21 protein-coding genes, 1 tRNA gene and 1 pseudogene are annotated in these 24,219 nt (G+C 69.0%); 11 read left to right on the forward strand and 12 right to left on the reverse strand.

The features are described from left to right. Positions 1–60: 60 nt before the first annotated feature. The 5 genes from acs to OHS16_RS13995 all read left to right on the forward strand — a co-directional run bounded on the left by acs (position 61) and on the right by OHS16_RS13995 (position 6,343). Positions 61–2,016 carry an acetate--CoA ligase gene (acs, locus tag OHS16_RS13975; protein ID WP_328537520.1) on the forward strand — a complete coding sequence of 652 codons (1,956 nt, stop codon included), beginning with the start codon at positions 61–63 and terminating at the stop codon, positions 2,014–2,016. A gap of 658 nt (positions 2,017–2,674) precedes the next feature. After that, positions 2,675–4,015, forward strand: coding sequence for a Na+/H+ antiporter NhaA (nhaA, locus tag OHS16_RS13980; protein ID WP_328537521.1), 1,341 nt, complete (start codon positions 2,675–2,677; stop codon positions 4,013–4,015). A gap of 325 nt (positions 4,016–4,340) precedes the next feature. Further along, positions 4,341–4,859, forward strand: coding sequence for a phage holin family protein (locus tag OHS16_RS13985; protein ID WP_328540839.1), 519 nt, complete (start codon positions 4,341–4,343; stop codon positions 4,857–4,859). Beyond that, complete coding sequence (locus tag OHS16_RS13990) at positions 4,856–5,782, forward strand: alpha/beta fold hydrolase (protein ID WP_328537522.1); 927 nt, start codon at positions 4,856–4,858, stop codon at positions 5,780–5,782. The genes OHS16_RS13985 and OHS16_RS13990 overlap by 4 nt, the downstream gene beginning before the upstream one ends. Positions 5,783–6,163: 381 nt before the next feature. Beyond that, positions 6,164–6,343: a hypothetical protein gene (locus OHS16_RS13995; RefSeq protein WP_328537523.1), complete on the forward strand. Its 180-nt coding sequence runs from the start codon at positions 6,164–6,166 to the stop codon at positions 6,341–6,343. Positions 6,344–6,359: 16 nt separating this feature from the next. On the opposite strand, the gene OHS16_RS14000 is transcribed toward OHS16_RS13995, so the two are convergent. The 4 genes from OHS16_RS14000 to nth all read right to left on the reverse strand — a co-directional run bounded on the left by OHS16_RS14000 (position 6,360) and on the right by nth (position 10,934). Further along, positions 6,360–7,730, reverse strand: coding sequence for a 6-phospho-beta-glucosidase (locus OHS16_RS14000; protein ID WP_328540840.1), 1,371 nt, complete (start codon positions 7,728–7,730; stop codon positions 6,360–6,362). Then, complete coding sequence (locus OHS16_RS14005; protein WP_328537524.1) at positions 7,727–8,932, reverse strand: MarP family serine protease; 1,206 nt, start codon at positions 8,930–8,932, stop codon at positions 7,727–7,729. Before OHS16_RS14005 ends, OHS16_RS14000 begins: the two co-directional genes overlap by 4 nt. A gap of 117 nt (positions 8,933–9,049) precedes the next feature. After that, positions 9,050–9,760 carry an NUDIX hydrolase gene (locus OHS16_RS14010; RefSeq protein ID WP_328537525.1) on the reverse strand — a complete coding sequence of 237 codons (711 nt, stop codon included), beginning with the start codon at positions 9,758–9,760 and terminating at the stop codon, positions 9,050–9,052. 55 nt (positions 9,761–9,815) lie between these two features. Further along, complete coding sequence (gene nth, locus OHS16_RS14015) at positions 9,816–10,934, reverse strand: endonuclease III (protein ID WP_328537526.1); 1,119 nt, start codon at positions 10,932–10,934, stop codon at positions 9,816–9,818. A 321-nt stretch (positions 10,935–11,255) separates the two neighbouring features. Between nth and OHS16_RS14020 the strand changes: the two genes are divergently transcribed. Continuing rightward, on the forward strand, positions 11,256–11,930 hold the full coding sequence (locus OHS16_RS14020; protein ID WP_164258843.1) for a Crp/Fnr family transcriptional regulator: 675 nt from the start codon (positions 11,256–11,258) through the stop codon (positions 11,928–11,930). 66 nt (positions 11,931–11,996) lie between these two features. Here the strand turns inward: OHS16_RS14020 and OHS16_RS14025 are convergent, their stop codons facing one another. The 4 genes from OHS16_RS14025 to OHS16_RS14040 form a co-directional block, all read right to left on the reverse strand. Beyond that, positions 11,997–12,827 (reverse strand): MBL fold metallo-hydrolase, encoded by an 831-nt coding sequence (locus tag OHS16_RS14025; protein ID WP_328537527.1) that lies wholly within the window; start codon positions 12,825–12,827, stop codon positions 11,997–11,999. After that, positions 12,824–13,702, reverse strand: a complete 879-nt coding sequence (locus tag OHS16_RS14030; protein ID WP_328537528.1) for an NUDIX hydrolase — start codon at positions 13,700–13,702, stop codon at positions 12,824–12,826. The genes OHS16_RS14025 and OHS16_RS14030 overlap by 4 nt, the downstream gene beginning before the upstream one ends. Before the next feature lie 111 nt (positions 13,703–13,813). Next, positions 13,814–14,284 (reverse strand): RidA family protein, encoded by a 471-nt coding sequence (locus tag OHS16_RS14035; protein WP_328537529.1) that lies wholly within the window; start codon positions 14,282–14,284, stop codon positions 13,814–13,816. Continuing rightward, positions 14,281–14,442 carry a DUF4177 domain-containing protein gene (locus OHS16_RS14040; RefSeq protein ID WP_328537530.1) on the reverse strand — a complete coding sequence of 54 codons (162 nt, stop codon included), beginning with the start codon at positions 14,440–14,442 and terminating at the stop codon, positions 14,281–14,283. The genes OHS16_RS14035 and OHS16_RS14040 overlap by 4 nt, the downstream gene beginning before the upstream one ends. A gap of 71 nt (positions 14,443–14,513) precedes the next feature. Between OHS16_RS14040 and OHS16_RS14045 the strand changes: the two genes are divergently transcribed. After that, complete coding sequence (locus OHS16_RS14045) at positions 14,514–15,473, forward strand: ArsA family ATPase (RefSeq protein ID WP_328537531.1); 960 nt, start codon at positions 14,514–14,516, stop codon at positions 15,471–15,473. Next, on the forward strand, positions 15,470–16,711 hold the full coding sequence (locus OHS16_RS14050; protein WP_328537532.1) for an ArsA family ATPase: 1,242 nt from the start codon (positions 15,470–15,472) through the stop codon (positions 16,709–16,711). The genes OHS16_RS14045 and OHS16_RS14050 overlap by 4 nt, the downstream gene beginning before the upstream one ends. A gap of 23 nt (positions 16,712–16,734) precedes the next feature. On the opposite strand, the gene OHS16_RS14055 is transcribed toward OHS16_RS14050, so the two are convergent. Then, positions 16,735–17,082, reverse strand: a complete 348-nt coding sequence (locus OHS16_RS14055; protein WP_328537533.1) for a WhiB family transcriptional regulator — start codon at positions 17,080–17,082, stop codon at positions 16,735–16,737. Positions 17,083–17,885: 803 nt separating this feature from the next. On the opposite strand from OHS16_RS14055, the gene OHS16_RS14060 reads away from it, so the two are divergent. Continuing rightward, a complete protein-coding gene (locus OHS16_RS14060; protein WP_328537534.1) occupies positions 17,886–20,144 on the forward strand; it encodes a transglycosylase domain-containing protein in 2,259 nt (752 codons plus the stop codon). A 96-nt stretch (positions 20,145–20,240) separates the two neighbouring features. Here OHS16_RS14060 and OHS16_RS14065 read toward each other — a convergent pair whose 3' ends face one another. After that, positions 20,241–20,705 carry a GatB/YqeY domain-containing protein gene (locus tag OHS16_RS14065; protein WP_328537535.1) on the reverse strand — a complete coding sequence of 155 codons (465 nt, stop codon included), beginning with the start codon at positions 20,703–20,705 and terminating at the stop codon, positions 20,241–20,243. A gap of 77 nt (positions 20,706–20,782) precedes the next feature. Here OHS16_RS14065 and OHS16_RS14070 point away from each other — a divergent pair, with 77 nt between their 5' ends. Then, a complete protein-coding gene (locus tag OHS16_RS14070) occupies positions 20,783–21,721 on the forward strand; it encodes a metallophosphoesterase (RefSeq protein WP_328537536.1) in 939 nt (312 codons plus the stop codon). Positions 21,722–21,811: 90 nt separating this feature from the next. Continuing rightward, positions 21,812–21,885 (forward strand) — tRNA-Pro (locus tag OHS16_RS14075). Positions 21,886–21,950: 65 nt separating this feature from the next. On the opposite strand, the pseudogene OHS16_RS14080 reads toward OHS16_RS14075, so the two are convergent. Beyond that, positions 21,951–22,181, reverse strand: a pseudogene (locus OHS16_RS14080) (site-specific integrase); the annotation flags it as partial. 262 nt (positions 22,182–22,443) lie between these two features. After that, complete coding sequence (gene metG, locus OHS16_RS14085; protein ID WP_328537537.1) at positions 22,444–24,165, reverse strand: methionine--tRNA ligase; 1,722 nt, start codon at positions 24,163–24,165, stop codon at positions 22,444–22,446. Positions 24,166–24,219: the final 54 nt, after the last annotated feature.

Consider the following 24,219-nt stretch of genomic DNA (forward strand, 5'->3'; position numbering starts at 1 on the left):
GACCTACGGGCTGATGAGCTATGGCCTGGGACATAAAGGCATTATCGAAAGGGCGATCTCGTGAGCAACGAAAGCTTGGCCAACCTGCTCAAGGAGGAGCGGCGCTTCATGCCGCCCACCGAGCTGGCCGCGAACGCCAACGTGACCGCGGCGGCGTACGAGCAGGCAGCAGCGGACCGGCTGGGTTTCTGGGCTGATCAGGCCAGGCGGCTGAGCTGGGCCACCGAGCCCACCGAGACGCTCGACTGGTCCAACCCGCCGTTCGCGAAGTGGTTCGCCGACGGTGAGCTCAACGTCGCCTACAACTGCGTCGACCGGCACGTCGAGGCCGGCAACGGCGACCGTGTCGCCATCCACTTCGAGGGTGAGCCCGGCGACAGCCGGTCGATCACCTACGCGCAGCTCAAGGACGAGGTGTCGCAGGCCGCGAATGCTCTCGTCGAGCTGGGGATCGCCAAGGGTGACCGGGTCGCGGTCTATCTGCCGATGATCCCGGAAGCCGTTGTGGCGATGCTCGCCTGCGCCCGTATCGGTGCCGCGCACTCGGTGGTCTTCGGCGGCTTCTCCGCCGACGCCGTCGCCTCCCGCATCCAGGACGCCGACGCCAAACTGGTCATCACATCCGACGGCGGCTACCGGCGCGGGAAGCCTTCCGCGCTGAAGCCGGCGATCGACGAGGCGGTCGCGAAGTGCCCGCAGGTCGAGCATGTGCTCGTGGTCCGGCGCACCGGCCAGGACACCACGTGGACCGAGGGCCGGGACGTGTGGTGGGACGAGTTCGTGGCGCGTCAGTCCACCGAGCACACCCCGGAGGCATTCGAGGCGGAGCACCCGCTGTTCATCCTCTACACCTCGGGCACGACGGGGAAGCCGAAGGGGATTCTGCACACCTCAGGCGGCTATCTGACCCAGACCGCGTACACCCACCATGCGGTCTTCGACCTGAAGCCGGAGACCGATGTCTACTGGTGCACGGCCGACATCGGCTGGGTGACCGGCCACTCGTACATCGTGTACGGGCCGCTCGCCAACGGTGCGACCCAGGTCATCTACGAGGGCACCCCGGACACCCCGCACCAGGGCCGGTTCTGGGAGATCGTCCAGAAGTACGGTGTCTCGATCCTCTACACCGCGCCGACCGCGATCCGTACGTTCATGAAGTGGGGAGACGACATCCCCGCCAAGTTCGACCTGTCGTCGCTGCGGGTCCTCGGGTCGGTCGGTGAGCCGATCAACCCCGAGGCCTGGATGTGGTACCGGAAGAACATCGGCGCCGACAAGTGCCCCATCGTGGACACCTGGTGGCAGACCGAGACCGGGGCGATGATGATCTCGCCGCTGCCGGGCGTGACGGCCACCAAGCCCGGATCGGCTCAGCGCGCGCTGCCCGGCATCTCCGCCACCGTCGTCGATGACGAGGCCCGCGAAGTACCGGACGGTGGTGGTGGCTATCTCGTACTGACCGAGCCATGGCCGTCGATGCTCCGCACCATCTGGGGCGACGACCAGCGCTTCCTCGACACGTACTGGTCACGCTTCGAGGGCAAGTACTTCGCAGGCGACGGCGCCAAGAAGGACACCGACGGCGACCTCTGGCTGCTGGGCCGGGTCGACGACGTGATGCTGGTGTCCGGACACAACATCTCGACCACCGAGGTCGAGTCCGCGCTCGTCTCGCACCCGGCAGTCGCAGAGGCGGCGGTCGTCGGCGCCGCCGACGAGACCACGGGACAGGCGATCGTGGGCTTCGTGATCCTGCGGGGTACGGCTGCGGAATCCGACGATCTGTCCACGGAGCTCCGCAATCACGTGGGTGCGGTGCTCGGGCCGATCGCCAAGCCCAAGCGGGTTCTGCCGGTGGCCGAACTGCCCAAGACACGGTCCGGGAAGATCATGCGGCGCCTGCTGCGGGATGTCGCAGAGAACCGTGAACTGGGCGATGTCACCACGCTCACGGACTCCACGGTGATGGATCTGATCCAGACGAAGCTGCCCAGCGCGTCCAGCGAGGACTGAGCCGGGGCTGCAGCGGCGGGATCGTCGGGGCCGCAGCAGCCGAGGCATCCGGAAAGCGGATCATCCGAGGCTGCAGCAGCCGGGCGTCCGGGGACAGAACCATCTGACATTGCATCGTCGGAGGTTCGGGACGCTGGGACGCTGTCGATCCTCGGACCTGCTGCGACCATCCGCATGGCGGTGAATCGCTGCTGCGAAGGCGGGACGGCCGAGCGCCGCAGGCCGTCCCGCGTGAACGTCCGGCCGTGCGTGACCGAGCATGACGGCCATGCCCTCGGCAGCGGGGATGCCCTCCCAGGTGGCCGCAACCGGATGGCCGGCAGCCACGCGTGAGAACGTCCGGAGAGGTCAACCGGGGGGCATCGTCCGGGAGGCCACCCGGGGTGGCACCCATCCGCGGTGGCCGCCCCGGGTCGGCCACCCCACAGCGTTCGCGTGCTGAGCGCCGGCCGACGGCGGGGAATGCCCGGCGGCGCAGGTTGTCCGGCCCGGGTTGACGCACCTCGCACATGCCGTGCCGGACCGGCGTCGCCGCATAGGGTGATGCTCATCGGATACTTCCCGGTGCAGCCCAGTACGGTGTAGCGGAGATCGATGGTGCGCCGGGAAGTCTGGTCGGCATGTGTTCTGTGCTGTCCAACTGACCGGAGGACCCCTCGTGGCCGCGCCCGACCCGAAACCGAGCTCGAGCCCAGACCCCAGCTCCAGCTCCAGCTCCAGCTCCAGCTCCAGCCGGACATTCCTCGGTCGCCTCCCGCTCCCCGAACGGACCTATCTCGCGGAAGCGCTGCGCACCGAAACCGTCGGTGGCGTGCTGCTGCTGATCGCTGCGGTCGTTGCCCTGATCTGGGCCAACACCCCTTTGAGTGACAGCTATCGATCGGTCGGTGCCTTCCATATCGGCCCCGTTGAGCTGGGGCTGCATCTCTCCGTGGAGCACTGGGCAGCCGACGGGCTGATCGCGATCTTCTTTTTCGTTGCCGGGATCGAACTCAAACGCGAACTGGTCGCGGGTGAGCTACGGGATCCCAGGCGGGCCGCACTGCCCGTCATCGCGGCGCTCTGTGGGATGGTCACGCCAGCCCTCGTGTATGCGCTGGTCAACACCATCGGTGAGGGTTCGATGGACGGCTGGGCGGTGCCGACTGCAACCGATATCGCGTTCGCGCTCGCCGTCCTCGCAGTGATCGGAACGTCGCTGCCGTCGGCGTTGCGCGCGTTTCTGCTGACGCTTGCCGTCGTCGACGATCTGTTCGCCATCCTGATCATCGCGGTGTTCTTCACCGAAGACATCGATCTCGCCGCACTCGGCGGCGCCGCACTCGCCCTGGCCGCTTTCTGGCTGCTGCTCCGTATGAACGTGCACGGCTGGTACATCTACGTCCCGCTCGCCCTGATCATCTGGGGTCTGATGTACAACAGCGGAGTACACGCCACCGTCGCCGGCGTCGCCATGGGTCTGATGCTCCGCTGCACCCGCCGCGAAGGCGAGACTCGTTCTCCCGGTGAGTACATCGAACATCTGGTCCGCCCGTTCTCGGCCGCGATCGCAGTACCTCTGTTCGCGCTGTTCGCCGCCGGGGTACCCGTCTCGGGCAGCGCGCTCGTCGATGTGTTCAGCAGTCCGGAGACCCTGGGCGTGGTGCTGGGGCTGGTCGTCGGCAAGACCGTCGGCATCTTCGGCGGTACCTGGCTGACCGCGCGTTTCACGAGGGCAGAGCTCAACAAGGAGCTGGCCTGGCCCGATGTGTTCGCCGTGTCGGCACTCGCCGGGATCGGATTCACCGTCTCGCTGCTCATCGGAGAACTCGCCTTCGCCGGAAACAGCACCCTGACCGGTGAGGTCAAGGCGTCCGTGCTGCTGGGTTCGCTGATCGCTGCCGTGTTCTCTTCCGTACTGCTGAGATTGCGTAACCGCCGGTACCGCGCACTCCACGACAGTGAGGGCGAACCCGCAGAACCTCCGGCGGGGCGGCACCCCGCAGCGCCTCCCCCCTGAGCCCCCGGCGGCACACCCCACGGAACGTCTCACGGAAGGCCCGGCGGGGCACGAGGCAGCACAGTCGGATGAGCTCCGGTCGGAGCACGCTCCAGACGCCTCGTCAGAACCCCCCGGTGGAACGTGACATCGCCCGTCGGACGGGTGCAGCAAGCGGGGACGGGGCCAGTCGGGCATGATCTGACATCGGACCCTCGGAACAGAACCTGTGCAGACACGCATGCGGAACGGAACGTTCGAGAAGACGAAGCAGTACGACGAAGACATCAGACGACAGCTCAAGAAGCAGCCGCAAGACGCCGCGGAAGAGAAGAGGGATTCAGCGATGAGCCACCCCAGCCGCCCTGTCGGCACCGCCGAGCGCAGTCTCGGCCAGTTGGTCGCATCGGCGACCGCCGAGATGTCCGCCCTGATGCACGATGAAATCGCCTTGGCCAAGGCCGAACTGCGCCAGGACGTCAAGCGGGGAGCCACCGGCGGAGCCGCGATCTCCGTAGCAGGAGTGTTCGCACTGTTCTCCCTGCCGGTACTGAGCTTCGCCGCCGCGTACGGCATCCACAATCTGGGCATGGGCCTTGCCTGGTCGTTCCTGATCGTGGGCGGAGCGTTCCTGCTGCTTGCCGGAATCCTCTCGCTGCTCGCCGTCAACAGGTTCAAGAAGGTCAAGCCGCCGGAGAAGACCATCGCGTCGGCCAAGGAGACGGCGGCCGTGCTCCAGGGAGTCAAGCCGCATCCCCGCCCCGCCCTGGAGAGGGCAATCGTGGACGGCGGTCCGAACGGAAACGCGAACGCCACCCCGGCGGTAACCGACAGGGCTGCGGCTGTGGCACGCTCGTCTGCATGACCGCTTCTGCCGAATCGGGCTCCGTCGTACGTCTCGACGGGCCCTGGATCCACCGCGATGTCGCGGCCAATGGTGCCCGCTTTCACATCACGGAGGCCGGTGACGGACCGCTCGTACTGCTCCTGCACGGGTTCCCGCAGTTCTGGTGGACCTGGCGGCATCAGCTGACGGCGCTCGCCGACGCCGGATTCCGTGCGGTGGCCATGGATCTGCGGGGTGTGGGCGGCAGCGACCGTACGCCCCGGGGATACGACCCCGCCAACCTCGCTCTCGACATCACCGGGGTGATCCGTTCCCTCGGCGAGCCCGATGCCGCGCTGGTCGGGCACGATCTGGGCGGCTATCTGGCATGGACGGCTGCCGTGATGCGGCCGAAGCTGGTGCGCCGACTGGCCGTGGCCTCGATGCCCCACCCGCGGCGCTGGCGCTCCGCGATGCTGTCGGACTTCGGCCAGAGCAGGTCCGGGTCCTACATCTGGGGGTTCCAGCGGCCCTGGCTGCCGGAGCGTCAGCTCACCGCCGACGACGCGGCTCTGGTGGGCCGCCTGGTACGTGAGTGGTCGGGGCCCGCGCGGCCCGATGACAACGCGGTGGACATGTACCGGCGGGCGATGTCGATCCCTTCGACGGCCCATTGTTCGATCGAGCCGTACCGGTGGATGGTGCGCTCGCTGGCGCGTCCCGACGGCATCCAGTTCAACCGGCGGATGAAGCGCCCGGTCCGGGTTCCGACGCTGCATCTGCACGGATCGCTCGACCCGGTGATGCGCACCCGCAGTGCGGCAGGGTCGGGGCAGTACGTCGAAGCGCCGTATCGCTGGCGGCTGTTCGACGGCCTGGGGCACTTCCCGCAGGAGGAGGACCCCGCCGCCTTCTCGGCAGAGCTCATCAACTGGCTCAGGGATCCGGAACCTGACCGGTGACCCGACCAGACCTGACCAGTGACCCGACGACCGGTGACCCGGCCAGGGCCCGACCGGTGACCCGACGACCGGTGACCCGACGACCGCTGACCCGACCGGTGATCCGACAACCGGTCGCCTGACCGTGGGCCCCGGCGGCGACGACGGGTGCCCAACGGATGCCCGGCGGGACTTCGCAGGAGACCTGACGGCGGCTCTGGCACCCGGCCCGACCAGACCTTCCCGGGGGCCTGATGCGGCCCGTGCTCGTGACCCGGCCGTAGACCACCCGGCAACCACGTGGGAACGCTTGTCCTACGAACAGCCAAATGCCTGGCGCATACGCCAATTGGCCCCCCGAGGCGCGATTACCGACCTTGAGGCACGGGCAAACGTCGGGGTATGGGCTGGACGCACGACTACGGTGACGCAGCACGCAACCGCCGCTCGACCACAGGTCCGAGCACCCACGAGAGGGGCGGCCCGCGTATCCGGGCGCTCGATTCCCGTCTCGGTATTCCGCGCATAATCCGCCGCCGGGCTCGCTGGGTCTCGGCCCGGCTGCGGCATTCCAGGCCTTGACCGGCCGCTCTGAGGTTCAGCGCATCCTGAGGTAGTCGAGGCCCGGGTGGACACCCCGGTAACCATCGAGCAGCCGCCTCGCCACATTCACGGAATCGACCAGCGGGTGCAGTGCGAACGCCTGCACTGCCGCCCGCGCCGATCCGCTCTCCGCCGCTTCCAGTACGCAGCGTTCGACGGCCTTCACGGCGGTCACAAGACCGGCCTCGTGGCCCGCCAGCTGCGTGACCGGCAACGGCCGCGGACCGTTCGCGTCGACCCTGCACGGGACCTCGATGACGGCTGTCGCGTCGAGGACACCGAGGGTGCCGCGGTTGGGGACGTTGAGGATGAGCGTGGTTTCCTCGCCCCTGGCGATGGCCCTCATCAGGGCGAGCGCGACCTTTTCGTACCCACCGGACTCCAGGTCGTCGGCGGCCCGCTCGCCCGCTCCCGCGGTCTCGCGGTTCTCCGCCATGTAGGTCGCCTCACGCTCGGCGCGCGTGCTGTCCCAGGCCTGCCAGGCCGGCGTCGCGGAGTGCGCCATCCGGTCGTAGAACCGCGCTTGCTGGTCGTGGAGGAATGCGCCGCGGGTCTGTTCGGCCTGCCGGTAGGAGGCGACCGTCTCGCGGTTGAAGTAGTAGTAGTGCAGATACTCGTTGGGCACCGAGCGGATGGTGCGCAGCCACTCCGCGCCGAAGAGCTTGCCCTCCTCGAAGGAGGTCAGCAGCGCCTCGTCCTCGAACAGCGCCGGCAGCAGATTCCGCTCGGCGCCGTCCTCGCCGTCCGCCACGCCGGCGTACAGCCCGCGCAGCCATCCCAGATGGTTGAGACCGACGTAGTCGAACCGGGCGCGATCGGGGTCGGTCCCCAGCGTGCGGGCGACCCTGCGCCCGAGCCCCACCGGTGAGTCGCAGATGCCGATGACCCGGCTGCCGAGCTGCGCGGCCATCGCCTCGGTCACCAGACCTGCCGGATTGGTGAAGTTGATGACCCAGGCGTCCGGAGCGATCCTGGCGACGCGTTCGGCGATGTCCACGGCGACCGGAACCGTCCGCAGTCCGTAGGCGATCCCGCCCGCGCCGACGGTCTCCTGACCCAGCACGCCCTCTGCCAGGGCCACCCGTTCGTCGGCGGCACGGCCCGCGAGACCGCCGACCCGGATCGCCGAGAACACGAAGTCGGCGCCGCGCAGGGCGTCGTCGAGGTCAGTGGTGGTACGGACCTCCGGCGCATCCGGCATACCCGCCGCCTGGTCGGCGAGCACCCGCGCGACCGCGGTCAGCCGGGCCGGGTCCACGTCGTGCAGCGTGACATGGGTGACCCGGCCGGCCGCGTGGTCGCGCAGCAGCGCGCCGTACACCAGCGGTACGCGGAAACCTCCGCCGCCGATGACGGTGAGCCTCACAGTGCGCATCCCTGGGTGTCGACCTGCTGGTTCGCCGAGCGGCCCTGGGCGATGTCCTGGCGGATCTCGTCGGCCGACAGGGCGTAGCCGGTATGGGTGTCGTCCAGCGACTTGGCGAAGACCACCCCGTAGACCCGGCCGTCGGGTGTCAGCAGCGGGCCGCCGGAGTTCCCCTGGCGGACGGTGGTGAAGAGTGAGTAGACGTCCCGGGTCACCGTGCCGCGGTGGTAGATGTCCGGGCCGCTGGCGTTGATGCGGCCGCGGACACGGGCGGAGCGGACGTCGTACGAGCCGTTCTCCGGGAAGCCGGCGACGATCGCGCTGTCGCCGCTGCGGGCGTCGTGGTTGGTGTCGGTGAACCGCAGCACGGGGGCGTTCAGGTCCGGCACGTCCAGCACGGCGATGTCGCGAGCCCAGTCGTAGAGCACGACCTTCGCGTCGTACAGCTTGCCCTCGCCGCCGATCTGCACCGTCGGCTCGTCGACACCGCCGACCACGTGGGCGTTGGTGACCACCCGGCGGTTCGCGACGACGAAGCCCGAGCCCTCCAGTACCTTGCTGCAGCTCTGCGCGGTGCCGACGACCTTGACGACGGACCTCCGCGCGGTCTCCACGACCGGGCTGTTGGCAAGGGCGGGGTCGGGCGGGCTGACCTCGGTGATCGGTTCGTTGGCGAAGGGGCTGAAGACTTCGGGAAAGCCGTTCTGGGCGAGCACCGACGAGAAGTCGGCGAACCAGTTGTTGGCTTGGGGCGGCGCCACCCGGGAGACACCGAGAAGCACCTTGGAGCTTCGGACCTCCTTGCCCAGGGTGGGCAGCGTGGTGCCCGCCAAGGCCGATCCGATCAGCCAGGCGACCGCCAGCATCGCGAACACATTGACCAGCGCGCCGCCGGTGGCGTCCAGGGCGCGCGCCGGAGACCAGGTGATGAAGCGGCGGAGTCTGTTGCCCAGATGTGTGGTGAAGGCCTGTCCGACGGACGCACACACGATCACGACAACGACGGCGATGACGGTCGCCGCCGTGGAGACGTCGGACTTCTCCGTGAGCTGATCCCAGATGATCGGCAGCAGATAGACGGCGATCAGGCCGCCGCCGAGGAAGCCGATCACCGACAGGATGCCGACGACGAAACCCTGTCGGTAGCCGATGACCGCGAACCACACGGCGGCCAGCAGCAGCAGGATATCCAGCACGTTCACCGTCGTGAGCCTCGCTTTTCGTCGCCGGTCACGATCATCCGGCCTGTGGTGCGGTCCCCGGGAGGGCCGCGACGGTTCGCGGCGTCCCCCAGGTGGCGCAGTACGTCGGCCAGCCTGTCATGAGCGCCAGTCGAGCGGGACCTGCTTGGTGCGGTCCCATGGACGCTCCCAGCCGGAGAAGTGCAGGATTCGGTCGATCACTCCGGCGGTGAATCCCCAGACCAGGGCGGATTCGACCAGAAATGCGGGGCCCCGGTGACCGCTGGGATGGACGGTTGTCACCCGGTTGGCGGGGTCCGTGAGATCCGCCACGGGGACCGTGAAGACCCGGGCGGTCTCCCCGCTGTCCACGGCCCGCACCGGTGTGGGCTCACGCCACCACCCGAGCACCGGCGTCACGACGAAACCGCTGACCGGGATGTAGAGCCGGGGCAGCACGCCGAAGAGCTGGACACCCGACGGATCGAGTCCGGTCTCCTCCTCGGCCTCGCGCAGGGCAGCCCGCAGCGGCCCGGTGGTCTCCGGGTCACCGTCCTCCGGGTCGAGGGAGCCGCCCGGGAAGGAGGGCTGTCCGGCGTGCGACCGCAGGCTGCCGGCTCGCTCCATCAGCAGCAGCTCCGGCCCGGATCCGCCCTCGCCGAAGAGGATCAGCACGGCGGACTGCCGTCCGCTGCCGCTCTCCGGCGGCAGGAACCTGCTGAGCTGCTCGGGCTGGACGGTCCCGGCTGCCTTCACCACAGGCGCCAGCCATCCGGGCAGGCCGCGGTCCGTCACGACGACCGGGCCCTCCTGGGCCCGGCCTGTGTGGGTATCTCCAGCGCGCTTCATCGGCACCCCCGCCTTTCCCAACGCCTGCGGCCGGTCCGATCGTTCCGTCCCGCTGTCACCCGGCCGCCAGCGGGGGAGCAGGCTGCCCCGGATAGCCGGCCGGGGGCTTCAGCCGCTGACCGGGATAGCCGCCCTTCTCATACTTCAGGAGCTTCTGCGCCTTCTCGGGGTCGGTCTCACCCTCGCCGTACGAGGGGCACAGCGGTGCGATCGGGCAGGCGCCGCAGGCCGGCTTACGGGCGTGGCAGATCCGGCGGCCGTGGAAGACGACGCGGTGCGAGAGCATCGTCCAGTCGCTCTTGGGGAAGAGCGCACAGATCTCCGCCTCGACCTTCTCCGGATCCTCCTGGGCCGTCCACTTCCAGCGGCGCACCAGCCGTCCGAAGTGGGTGTCCACCGTGATCCCCGGCACGCCGAAGGCATTCCCCAGCACCACGTTGGCCGTCTTGCGCCCGACACCCGGGAGCGTCACCAGATCCTCCAGGCGGCCCGGCACCTCTCCCCCGAAGTTGTCCCGCAGCGCCGTGGAGAGGCCCAGGACGGATCTGGTCTTCGCCCGGAAGAAGCCGGTCGGCCGGAGAATCTGTTCCAGCTTCTCGGGGTCGGCGGCCGCCATGTCCTCGGGCGTCGGGTAAGCCGCGAAGAGCGCGGGCGTCGTCTGGTTGACCCGCAGGTCGGTGGTCTGAGCGGAGAGGACCGTGGCCAGCAGCAGCTGGAAGGGGTTCTCGAAATCGAGCTCGGGGTGGGCGTACGGATAGACGTCGGCGAGCTCCCGGTTGATCCGACGCGCCCGGCGGACCAGAGCCGTGCGGGATTCGGACGCGGGAATTCTGACGGCTTTCACCGCCCGTTCGGACTTCACGGGCGTCTTCGCGGCCTTCACGGGCGTCTTCGCGGACTTTGCGGGCGCCTTCGCAGCCTTTGCGGGCGCCTTGGAGGACTTCGCAGATGTCTTCGCAGTCTTAGCGGGCACCCTCGACGACTCTGCTCGCACAGGCGCACCTGCGGCGTCGCCGACCGCCGCCTCGGCAGACTCACCGGACTTCGCCGTCTTCGCGCTCGTGCGCGGCGCAGCCGCCTTCTTCGCGGGCTTCCGCTTCTGTTCGGCCTTCTCCGCAGGCACGTGGCCCTCCGCTCCCTTGTCTCCCTCTGATGGCTCAGCCGTCTCAGCCATCTAGGGCCCCTTCACCGGTTTGGCCGCGTTTACGGCTTTCTTCGCCCGGGTGGGCGACTGTTCGCCCACAGCAGAATTATTGCTCGCCGGCACCCGTTCAGCCCCCCTTGACCCGTACTCTCACGGCGTTTTGGACACCCGGCCAGACTAGAGCCAGCCACCGACATCCGCCCCGGTCACAGCCAATCACCAACCCAATCGGCCCCCTCCCGCACAAGCCGGAAAGGCGGTACGTCAAACTTGTGACTGATCACACTGATTGACCCGTCCGGCATGATGGGGTCAGCCGGTCCCCTGAGCAGGTCGACAAGGAGAGAACTCGTGGACGACGTTCTGCGGCGCGCCCCGCTCTTCGCGGCGCTCGATGACGAGCAGGCCGCTGAGCTGCGCGCCTCGATGAGTGAGGTGACGCTCGCCCGTGGCGACGCCCTCTTCCACGAGGGCGACCCCGGCGACCGCCTGTATGTGGTCACCGAGGGCAAGGTAAAGCTGCACCGCACTTCCCCCGACGGCCGCGAGAACATGCTGGCGGTCCTGGGTCCCGGCGAGCTGATCGGCGAGCTGTCCCTCTTCGACCCGGGCCCGCGCACCGCCACGGCTTCCGCGCTCACCGAGGTCAAGCTCCTCGGCCTGGGCCACGGCGACCTCCAGCCCTGGCTGAACGTCCGCCCCGAGGTGGCCACGGCGTTGCTGCGTGCGGTGGCACGCCGACTGCGCAAGACCAACGACCAGATGTCCGACCTGGTCTTCTCGGACGTCCCGGGCCGTGTCGCCCGAGCGCTCCTCGACCTGTCCCGCCGCTTCGGCGTGCAGTCGGAGGAGGGCATTCACGTCGTCCACGACCTCACCCAGGAAGAGCTGGCCCAGCTGGTCGGCGCCTCACGGGAGACGGTCAACAAGGCCCTGGCCGACTTCGCCGGCCGCGGCTGGCTGCGGCTGGAGGCCCGCGCGGTCATCCTGCTGGACGTGGAGCGCCTGGCCAAGCGTTCCCGCTAGCACCCTGGCTCACGTGAGGGGCGGCCCGCCGAGCGGGCCGCCCCTCACACGTTTCCGCCTCCGGGCTCAGATCAGCCCGTGCTCCCGCAGATACTCCAGCTGCGCCCGCACCGAGAGTTCCGCGGCGGGCCAGAGGGAACGGTCGACGTCCGCATACACCTGCGCCACGATCTCCGGTGCCGAGGTCAGGCCGCCTTCGGCCGCCGTTTCCACCTGGGCGAGGCGATGCGCCCGGTGTGCGAGATAGAACTCGACCACTCCCTGGGCGTCCTCGAGAACCGGCCCGTGCCCCGGCAGGACCGTGTGCACACCGTCGTCCACGGTCAGGGACCGCAGCCGCCGCAGCGAGTCGAGATAGTCGCCGAGCCGCCCTTCGGGGTGCGCCACCACCGTCGTACCGCGCCCGAGGACCGTGTCACCCGTCAGGACCGCCCGGTCGGCGGGGAGATGGAAGCAGAGGGAATCCTCGGTGTGCCCCGGGGTCGGTACGACGCGCAGTTCCAGACCGCCCGTCGTGATGACGTCGCCCGCCGCGAGCCCTTCGTCGCCGAGCCGCAGCGCCGGGTCCAGGGCTCTGACCGGGCTCCGCGTCAGCTCGGCGAACCGTGCCGCACCCTCCGCGTGGTCCGGATGGCCATGGGTCAGCAGCGTCGTGGCGACCCGCTTGCCCGCCCGTTCCGCGGTGGCGATCACGGCCCGGAGGTGTACGTCGTCGAGCGGGCCGGGGTCGATGACGACCGCCAGTTCCGAGCCTGGCTCGCACACGATCCAGGTATTGGTGCCGTCGAGCGTCATCGCCGACGCGTTGGGCGCGAGTACGTTCACCGCCCGCGGCGATGCAGGCCCCGAGACGACACTGCCCCTGGGCTGGCCTGGGAGGGCCGCTGCTTCACTCATGCCGGGTCTCCGGCCGTGGGCAGGCGCCGGGTGAACTCGTCGTGCCCCGGCCAGCTCAGCACCAGCTCACCCGCCTCCAGGCGGGCCCGGGCCAGCACCGGCTCGAGATCCTGGTCGTCCGCACCGGCCAGCGCGTCGGCCACGGTCGCGTACGGCTCGAGGGAGCGCAGCGTCGAGATCGTCGGCGGCATCATCAGCAGCTCTCCCCTGTCGTAACCGGCGGCAGCCTCAGCAGGCCGGATCCACACGGTACGGTCCGCCTCCGTCGAAGCGTTCCGGGTGCGCTGGCCGCTCGGCAGGGCGGCGGCGAAGAACCACGTGTCGTACCGCTTGGGCTCGAACTCCGGCGTGATCCAGCGCGCCCAGGCACCGAGCAGGTCGGAGCGCAGTACCAGGCCGCGGCGCTCCAGGAAGTCGGCGAACGAGAGATCTCGGGCGACCAGCGCAGCCCGGTCCGCCTCCCAGTCGTCCCCTGAGAGGTCGCTGACCACGCTGCCCGGGGTGGGACCGGCGAGCAGTACCCCGGCCTCCTCATAGGTCTCCCGTACGGCCGCGCACACGATCGCCTGCGCGGCGGCCGCGTCCACTCCGAGCCGGGTGCCCCAGGCTTCCCTGCTGGGCCCTGCCCAGGCGACCGCCCGGTCGTCGTCACGCGGGTCCACCCCACCGCCCGGATAGGCGTAGGCGCCCCCGGCGAAGGCCATGGAGGTGCGGCGGCGGAGCATGTGCACGGCGGGACCGGGGACTGCGCCGGTGTCATCGCGGAGCAGCATGACGGTGGCGGCCCTGCGGGGCTGGACGGGCGTGAGGTCGCCGGCTGCCAGAGCACGGATGCGGCCGGGCCATTCCGGTGGGTACCACTGACCATTGGACATGCGCGGAGGCTAACCGGTCTCGCGCCGATGTTCGAGGGGTGATCGCTCGGGCCACTGCCCGGAGCCTTCCCCGGGCAGTGGCGCCGGCGTGGACCGGCGGCCCCGGTGCGCTCAGCCTGCCCGGAGCTCGATCTGGATCTCCACCTCGACCGGCGCGTCCAGCGGCAGCACCGCCACACCCACCGCGCTGCGCGCGTGCACTCCACGCTCTCCCAGCACCTCGCCGAGCAGTTCGCTCGCCCCGTTGACGACGCCCGGCTGTCCGGTGAAGTCCGGAGCCGACGCCACGAAGCCCACGACCTTCACGACCCGCTCCACCCGGTCCAGGTCGCCGATGACCGACTTCACAGCGGCCAGCGCGTTCAGCGCACAGGTGCGCGCCAGGTCCTTGGCCTCATCGGCGGTGACCTCCGCGCCGACCTTCCCGACCATCGAAAGCTTGCCGTCCACCATCGGGAGCTGGCCCGATGTGTAGACGTACACGCCCGACCGCACGGCCGGCTGATACGAGGCCAGCGGCGGCACGACCGCCGGCAGGGTCAGTCCCAGTTCGGCGAGGCGTGCGTCGACGGCCCCGCTCACGCGCCCTTCTCCCGCTTGAGGTACGCCACCAGCTGCTCGGGGTTGTTCGGTCCCGGCACCACCTGGACGAGCTCCCAGCCGTCTTCGCCCCAGGTGTCCAGAATCTGCTTTGTCGCGTGCACCAGAAGCGGCACAGTCGCGTATTCCCATTTGGCCATACGGCGACTGTAGCCGCTGTCACCCACGGCCTCCGGAGTAGTACCGCGCCTGACTGGTTAGGCTCGAATACGTGAGCAGGCTTCAGGTCGTGAGCGGCAAGGGCGGGACCGGAAAGACCACGGTCGCCGCCGCACTCGCGCTCGCCCTAGCGACGGAGGGCAAACGCACGCTCCTCGTCGAGGTCGAGGGCAGACAGGGCATCGCCCAGCTCTTCGAGACGGAAGCGTTTCCGTACGAGGAGCGGAAGATCGCCGTGGCGCCGGGCGGCGGGGAGGTGTACGCCCTGGCGATCGACGCGGAACGCGCGCTGCTCGACTACCTCCAGATGTTCTACAAGCTGGGCAGCGCGGGCCGGGCCCTGAAGAAGCTCGGCGCGATCGACTTCGCCACCACCATCGCACCCGGAGTGCGGGACGTACTGCTGACGGGCAAGGCCTGCGAAGCCGTACGACGCAAGGACAAGAGCGGGCGGTACGCCTACGACCACGTGGTGATGGACGCTCCGCCCACCGGCCGCATCACCCGCTTCCTCAACGTCAACGACGAGGTGGCGGGGCTGGCCAGGATCGGCCCGATACACAATCAGGCGCAGGCCGTGATGCGGGTGCTCAAGTCCCCCGAGACAGCGGTCCACCTGGTGACCCTGCTCGAGGAGATGCCGGTGCAGGAGACCGCCGACGGCATCGCCGAACTGCGCTCCGCCGGCCTTCCGGTGGGCCAGGTCATCGTGAACATGGTCCGCCCCGCGCTGCTGGACGGAAAGGACGTGCGCACGGTGTCGGGCGACCGCCGCAGGGAGGTCGCCAAGGCGCTCACCCGGGCCGGCGTGAGCGGATCGGCGAAGCTTGTCACGCCGCTGCTCGCCGAGGCCGCGGACCACGCGGAGCGGGTGGAGCTCGAGCGCGAACAGCGTTCCCTGCTAGCTGAGTTGGAGCTCCCCACCTACGAACTCCCGCTATTGGGTGAGGGAATGGACCTGGCCGGCCTGTACCGGCTCGCGACGGAACTGCGGAGGCATACGACCACATGACCCTGGACCAGGTGCCGTCGCTCGACATCGACCCGCTGCTCGACGACCCGGCGACCCGCATCATCGTGTGCTGCGGCTCCGGCGGCGTGGGCAAGACCACGACCGCCGCCGCGCTGGGTGTGCGGGCGGCCGAGCGCGGTCGCCGGGCGGTCGTCCTCACCATCGACCCGGCCCGCAGGCTGGCCCAGTCGATGGGCATCGACTCGCTGGACAACATCCCGCGGCGGGTGGAGGGCATCAAGGCCACCGGCGACGGCGAACTGCACGCCATGATGCTGGACATGAAGCGCACCTTCGACGAGATCGTCGAGGCGCATGCGGACGGTGAGCGGGCCCGAGCAATCCTGGACAACCCCTTCTACCAGTCGCTGTCCGCCGGGTTCGCCGGTACCCAGGAGTACATGGCGATGGAGAAGCTCGGTCAGCTCCGCTCGCGGGACGAGTGGGACCTGATCATCGTGGACACCCCACCTTCGCGCTCCGCGCTGGACTTCCTGGACGCGCCGAAGCGGCTGGGGTCGTTCCTCGACGGGAAATTCATCCGGCTGCTGATGGCCCCTGCGAAGGCCGGGGGCCGGGCCGGCATGAAGTTCCTCAACGTCGGCATGTCGATGATGACCGGCACCCTCGGAAAGCTGCTGGGGGGCCAGTTCCTGCGCGATGTGCAGACGTTCGTGGCCGCGATGGACACCATGTTCGGCGGATTCCGCACGCGTGCGGACGCGACGTACCGGCTGTTGCAGGCGCCCGGTACGGCCTTTCTGGTGGTCGCGGCGCCGGAGCGGGACGCGTTGCGCGAGGCCGCGTACTTCGTGGAGCGGCTGGCCGCCGAGGAGATGCCGCTGGCCGGTCTGGTGCTCAACCGGGTGCACGGCAGCGGCGCCGCCCGGCTCTCGGCCGAGCGGGCACTGGCCGCCGCAGAAAATCTTGAAGACGGTCGCATTGTGGATCAGGAGGCCGGGAAGAAAGGAGATCGTGACGACACGGTCACCCCTCCCGAACCCACCGGATCCAGCACCGCAGAACCCACTGTCGACACCCTCACCGCCGATCTCCTGCGCCTGCACGCCGAACGCATGCAGGTGCTCGCACGCGAACAGCGCACCCGCGACCGATTCACCGCGCTCCACCCCGAAGTCCCGGTGGCGGAAGTGGCCGCCCTACCCGGCGATGTGCACGATCTCGCCGGGCTCCGGACCATCGGCGATCGCCTCGCGACCGGTGGTCCTTCGGCCTGAGTTCGTCGGGTTCTGCACGCGGTCTACCCCACCGCGGCGTACGTCTCCTCGAATGCTTCGTCGTCCGAGACGATCGCGGGCAGAATGCCCGTGCTCCGCTCGTACTCGGTCCGCGCTGTCTCGAGCAGCCGGCGCCATGAGGTGACAGTGGGACGTCTGCGCAGCAATGCGCGCCGCTCCCGCTCGGTCATACCACCCCACACGCCGAACTCGACGCGGTTGTCCAGCGCATCCGCCAGGCACTCCGTACGCACCGGACATCCGGTGCACACCGCCTTGGCCCTGTTCTGCGCCGCCCCTTGTACAAACAGTTCGTCCGGATCGGTAGTGCGGCAGGCCGCCTGCGCACTCCAGTCAGTTACCCAGCCCATGCCGGCGCCGTCCTCTCCCGAATCGAGGCTCCCCCACGGCGGCAGCGGCATATTCACCGCTGCCAGTTGAGGACGTTACGGAAGGTGGGCACAGCGCAACACCCCCGGTGGGCCCAATCTTGAATGGCCCGAACGGACTATGCGTACGCGGCAGATCACCCAACGGAGTGAGCCAAGGACATACGTGACAAGCCTGGCAAACCTGGGCAGATCTATTGCGCCACAAGGGGCGCGAGATGACACAACGGGGCATTTACCGGCAGGAGTTCGCCCTATTCGGGAGGGGTGAAGTGGTGCCGGGGGCTTGATCAGGAGCTGTACTGCTGTGACAGTTGAGTGCAGCTTAGGCCAAGGCATATACGCCTGTCCGGCGAATGGGGCTGCTCGTGGGGGCTTCGGCCACGCCGCCGAACGACCACGCCGCCGGACGGTTGGCGAGGCTCACCGGCCCCGCCGACGCGCCGGTCATGCCGCTCCCCCGGCAGTGACGCTGATCGGAAACGACCATCGGCATCGACCATCGCATCGACGCCCGCGGGCAGTGACGTGGACAGCCTCACGGCGCCGGTTCGTCACGTCGGCTCCGTCGAACAGCCGGCCAACCCACCGTCCCGCCATCCCGCCACCCGTGCGGCCCGGAGGGCGACACGCCAGGTCAGACCACCGAAGCGCCCGCAGGGACGGCCCGGAGCGCGCCGATGGCTCGTCGAACGCTTCGTGCGATGTCACGGCTTGGTACTCGAACATCCCGAGAGGCCCCCGCTCCGTCGGAATGCCACAGCCAACGGATTAGGCTGCCTCTCATGCCAAAGAAGCGCTCCGGCGGGGGTCTCACCACGACCCAGCAGGCCGCCAAATTCCTCGGTGTCGCCGCGCTCTCCGGAGCTGTGCTGGCAGGCATCGCGCTGCCGGCAGCCGGAGTGTTCGGCCTGGCGGCCAAGGGCACGGTGCAGGGGTTCGACGACATCCCGGCCAGCCTCAGGACTCCGCCGCTGAGCCAGCGCACCTCGATCCTCGACTCCAAGGGCGGCCAGATCGCCACGGTCTATGAGCGCGACCGCACGGTCGTGAAGCTCAGGGACATCTCGCCGTACATGCAGAAGGCGATCGTCGACATCGAGGACGCACGCTTCTACGAGCACGGGGCCATCGACCTCAAGGGTGTGCTGCGCGCGCTGAACCGCAACGCGCAGGAGGGCGGCGCGGCCCAGGGTGCGTCGACCCTCACCCAGCAGTACGTGAAGAACGTCTTCGTCGAGGAGGCGGGCGACGACCCGACCAAGGTCGCCGAAGCGCAGCAGAAGAGCCTCGGCCGCAAGGTCCGTGAGCTCAAGTACGCGATCCAGGTCGAGGAGACACTCGGCAAGAAGAAGATCCTCGAGAACTATCTCAACATCACCTTCTTCGGCGAGCAGGCGTACGGCATCGAGGCCGCCGCCCACCGCTACTTCTCCAAGTCCGCGAAGGACCTCACCCTCAGCGAGTCCGCCCTGCTCGGCGGCATGGTCCAGTCACCGACCCGCTACGACCCGGTGAACGACATGGAGGAGGCCACCAAGCGCCGCGACACGGTGCTGCAGCGGATGGCCGACCTCCACGACATCTCGCAGGCCGAGGCCGACAAGGCCAAGGCCACACCGATCAAGCTGAAGGTCACCAAGCCCAGGAGCGGCTGCATCACCGCCGTCGCAGGGTCGGGTTTCTTCTGTGACTACGTGCGGAAGGTGTTCCTCTCCGACCCGGCCTTCGGCAAGACCGAGGCGGAGCGGAAGAAGCTCTGGGCGGTTGGCGGCCTCACCATAAGGACCACGCTCGACCCCAAGTCGCAGACGGCCTCCAACCAGGCCGCCACGTCCAAGGTCAACAAGGACGACAAGATCGCGGACGCGGTGGTGCAGGTCCAGCCGGGCACCGGCAAGATCCTGGCGATGGCGCAGTCCCGCCCGTACGGCCTGGACCTCAGCAAGCACCAGACCGTGCTCAACCTCTCCGTCGACAACAGGATGGGCGGCACCTACGCCGGCTTCCAGGTGGGGTCGACGTTCAAGCCCATCACCGCGTCGGCCGCGCTGGAGAAGGGCATCAGCCCGGCCCAGTCCTTCACCACGGGCTCGCAGATCTCACTGCCGGGCGACAGTTTCCGCAGCTGCAGCAACCGGCCCGCGGACGACAAGCCCTGGTCCGTGGAGAACGAGCTCCCCACGGAGAAGGGCACCTTCGACATGTCCAGTGCGCTGGGCAAGTCGATCAACACCTACTTCGCGAAGCTGGAGCAGAAGACCGGCCTCTGCGAGACCCTGACCATGGCGAAGAAGGTCGGCTACACCCGCGGCGACGACAAGCCGCTGCAGAACGTCGCCGCCACCACGCTCGGCGGTCAGGAGTCCACCCCGCTGTCCATGGCCTCGGTCTACGCGACCTTCGCCAACCGCGGGACCTACTGCTCCCCGGTCGCCATCGAGTCGGTCACGGCGCCCGGCGGCAAGACGCTGAACGTACCGAAGACGACCTGCAACAAGGCGATGAGCGAGCACACCGCGGACACCGTCAACCAGATGCTCAAGGGTGTCGTCGAGGACGGCACCGGCAAGGCGGCCGGGCTCAGCGACCGTGACAACGCGGGGAAGACCGGTACCACCGACGAGCGCAAGAACGCCTGGTTCGTCGGTTACACCCCCAACCTGTCGACCGCGGTCTGGGTCGGCAGCGACGGCTCGAGGCAGATCCCGATGTCCAACATCCGCATCGGAGGGCAGTACTACGACAAGGTCTGCGGTGGCTGCCTCCCCGGCCCCATCTGGCGGACCGCGATGACCGGCGCGCTGGGATCCGACGCACCGTCCTTCAACGCCGTCGACGTCCCGCGCGGCAACACCGGTTCCGGCAAGCACAAGCGCCACGGCGGCGGCAACAACGGGACCGGCGGAAACGACAACGGCGGCAACGGCAACGGCGGCAATGGGGGCGGCGACAACCCGGGCGGTGACAACAACGGCGACACCGGCGGCATCTACTTCCCGCCCGGCTTCATCGGCGGCAACAACGGCACTCCGAGGAGATAACCGGGCCGGCCGCGGCTGAGCGGCGTGGCGGTACGCGGAGGGGCGCCCCGGTCGAACCGGGGCGCCCCTTCCGTGTCGGCTCAGCCGGCCAGGGCCTCAGCCCGCAAGCCGCTTCTTCACCTCGGCGGCCACCCGGCCGCCCTCGGCCAGGCCCGCGACCTTCGGATTCACGATCTTCATGACGGCGCCCATCGCCCGCGGCCCCTCGGCGCCCGCCGCCTTCGCCTCGTCGACGGCCTGCGCGACGATCTCGCCCAGCTCGTCGTCGCTCAGCTGCTTCGGCAGGTAGGTGGCGAGCAGCTCGCCCTCGGCCTTCTCCCGTTCGGCGCTCTCGTGACGACCGCCCTGCTCGAAAGCCTCGGCAGCCTCACGGCGCTTCTTCGCCTCCTTGGCGATCACCTTGATCACCTCGTCGTCGGAGAGCTCCCGCGCCGTCTTGCCCGAGACCTCTTCGTTGGTGATCGCGGAGAGGGTGAGCCGGAGCGTCGATGAGCGCAGCTCGTCGCGGGCCCTGATGGCCTCGGTGAGTTCTGCGTGCAGCTTGGACTTGAGCGTGGTCATGCGGCCCAGTGTCGCAGGTACCGGACCGCAGCCGCCCACGGATTTTGCCGCGGCCCGCCGTCTGCGACGATGGACGCATGCGCGCACGCTATGGGATCCCCCTCAAAGTCACCGCAGGAATCACGGCCGTTGGCGCGGCCGGCATCGCCTATGCCGCCGGCTTCGAGGCCCGCTCGTATCGTCTGAGGCGGGTGACCGTTCCGGTGCTCCCACCGGGCGCGAGGCCGCTGCGTGTCCTCCAGGTCTCCGACATCCACATGGTCGGGGGGCAGCGCAAGAAGCAGCGCTGGCTGCAGTCCCTGGCGGGCCTGCGCCCCGATTTCGTGGTCAACACCGGGGACAACCTCTCCGACCCGGAGGGTGTCCCCGAGGTCCTCGACGCCCTTGGGCCGCTGCTCGAGTTCCCCGGGGTCTACGTCTTCGGCTCGAACGACTACTACGGCCCCTCGTTCCGTAACCCGGCCCGCTATCTCCTCGAGAAGGTGCAGGGCAAGCACGGGCTGAACGGCAAGGACGCGGCGGTCAACGTCGTCCGCAACCCGTGGGAGGACATCCGGGACGGCTTCGACGCGGCGGGCTGGGTGAACCTCACCAACACCCGCGGCCGCCTGAAGCTCGACGGTCTGGAGATCGCCTTCACCGGCCTCGACGACCCGCACATCAAACGGGACCGCTACGCCCAGGTCGCGGGCGGCCCCGAGGCGGGCGCCGACCTCTCCCTCGCAGTCGTCCACGCTCCCTACATCCGTGCCCTCGACGCGTTCACCGCGGACGGCTACCCCCTGATCCTCGCGGGGCACACCCACGGCGGGCAGCTGTGCATCCCCTTCTACGGCGCTCTGGTCACCAACTGCGACCTGGACACCGACCGGGTCAAGGGCCTCTCCGCCCACGAGTTCGGCGGCAATCGCTCCTACCTGCACGTATCCGCCGGCTGCGGCACCAACCGCTACACCCCGGTCCGGTTCGCCTGCGCGCCCGAGGCGACACTGCTGACGCTCACGCCCCAGCACTGACGGGCCACTGGGCCCGAGCCCGAAACCGGATTTCGTCTCAGGCCGCAGGTCCGCTAAAGTAAACGATGTCGCCGCCACGCGAGCGACAATCGGGGTGTAGCGCAGCTTGGCAGCGCGCTTCGTTCGGGACGAAGAGGTCGTGGGTTCAAATCCCGCCACCCCGACAGCTGAATTGCAGGTCAGGCCCGGTACTGAGAGATCAGTACCGGGCCTGTTTTGTGTTGAGTGCCTAACCGAGTGTCCACCGTCCCGGATCGATCTTGAAGATGTCTCCATCGCGACCGCTCCGGTCTGGATCACCGGCCCGATCCGCTTGCGGTAGACCTCCTCCGTGACGGCCGTACCGGAGTACCCGACCAGCCGCGAGATCTGCCAGCGGGATGCCCTTGTCGGACAGCGGGGAGACGAAGCTGTGCCGCAGCTCGCGCGGCGTCCACTCCTCCGCGTTCACGGCATCCATTCGCCCGCGTACGAGCGAGGGTGGGAGCCGCGCCGTCCCTGTGCGTATCCCGCAGATCGTGCCGATCCCCGCATGCGGGGATCGGCGCCGGTTGGTGTCGGCTCCGAGCGAGTATCCGGGTTCGGATACGTGCTGTGGGCCGATGCCAACGAGTACGGGCATCAAACCTCTCGGGGACGCGGCGCCCGCCGAAGCGGCTGGGCACTTCCGCGCCCTTGGCCGACGGACGGAGCCGCAGACGGGACGGGCGCGGAAGGCGCCGTCAGGCGTCAGCTCCGCCGAAGCGCGCACGGTAGGACTCCAGGTCGTCCTCCGAGATCTTCGCGAAGAGCACCGGCGGCACGGTGAAGGCCGTACCGGCCGGGACGGCGTCCAGGGACGTCGCCTGCTCGGGGGTCACCCAGGTCACGGTGTCGCTCTCCAGGGCGAAGGCACCGCGCATCGCGGCGGCCGAGGCCGGGATGAACGGCTCGGAGACGACCGCGTACAGGTGGATGAGGTTCATCGCCGTACGCAGGGTCAGAGCCGCGCCCTCGGGGTCGGTCTTGATCTCCAGCCAGGGGGCCTTCTCCTCCAGGTAGGAGTTGCCCGCCGACCACAGGGCGCGCAGCGCGGATCCGGCCTTGCGGTACTGGAGGGTCTCCATGTGCTCCTCGTACTCGGCAAGGAGGCGTGCGATCTCCTCGCCGAGTCGCGTCTCCGCCTCGCCCGCCGGGCTCCCCGCGGGGACATCGTCGCCGAAGCGCTTGCGGGAGAAGGACAGCACCCGGTTGACGAAGTTGCCGAGGGTGTCGGCCAGATCCTTGTTGACCGTGGCGGCGAAGTGCTCCCAGGTGAAGGAGGAATCGTCGGACTCCGGGGCGTTGGCGATCAGGAAGTAGCGCCAGTAGTCGGCCGGCAGCGTCTCCAGCGCGGCGTCCGTGAAGATGCCCCGCTTCTGCGACGTGGAGAACTTTCCGCCGTAGTACGTCAGCCAGTTGAAGCCCTTGACGACGTCGACCTTCTTCCACGGCTCGCGGACACCGAGCTCGGTGGCCGGGAACATCACCGTGTGGAACGGGACGTTGTCCTTGGCCATGAACTGGGTGTAGCGCACGGTGTCGTCGGCCTCGTACCACCACGACTTCCAGTCCCGCGTCTCACCGTCAGGGGCTGCGTCCGCCCACTCCTTCGTCGCGCCGATGTACTCGATCGGGGCGTCGAACCAGACGTAGAAGACCTTGCCCTCGGCCGCGAGCTCCGGCCAGGTGTCCGCCGGGACCGGGACACCCCAGTCCAGATCGCGGGTGATGGCCCGGTCGTTCAGGCCCTCGGTCAGCCATTTGCGGGCGATCGAGGACGACAGCTGCGGCCACTGCTCCTCGTGGAGCGCCACCCACGCCTCGACCTCGTGCTGGAGCTTCGACTGGAGCAGGAACAGGTGCTTCGTCTCGCGGACCTCCAGCTCCGTGGAGCCGCTGATCGCCGAGCGCGGGTCGATCAGGTCGGTCGGGTCCAGGACCCGGGTGCAGTTCTCGCACTGGTCACCGCGGGCCTTGTCGTAGCCGCAGTGCGGGCAGGTGCCCTCGACGTACCGGTCCGGGAGGAAACGGCCGTCGGCCGGCGAGTACACCTGGCGGATGGCCCGCTCCTCGATGAAGCCGTTCTCCTGCAGCTTCCGCGCGAAGTGCTGGGTGATCTCGCCGTTCTGCCGCGAGGAGCTGCGGCCGAAGTAGTCGAAGGCCAGCTGGAAACCGTCGTACACGGCCTTCTGGTCGTCATGGGCCTGCGCGCAGAATTCCCCCACCGACAGCCCGGCCGCCTTGGCCGCCAGCTCGGCCGGTGTCCCGTGCTCATCGGTGGCGCAGATGTACAGGACGTCGTGACCGCGCTGGCGGAGGTACCGGGAGTACACGTCCGCCGGAAGCATCGACCCGACCATGTTGCCCAGGTGCTTGATCCCGTTGATGTAGGGAAGCGCGCTGGTTACCAGGTGTCGAGCCATCCTTGGATGCTCCATTTCGTACGTACGGCGCCCGGTGGCGTAGCCACGGCGGGC

It is taken from the genome of Streptomyces sp. NBC_00344 (genome assembly GCF_036088315.1).
Classification (GTDB): Bacteria; Actinomycetota; Actinomycetes; order Streptomycetales; family Streptomycetaceae; genus Streptomyces.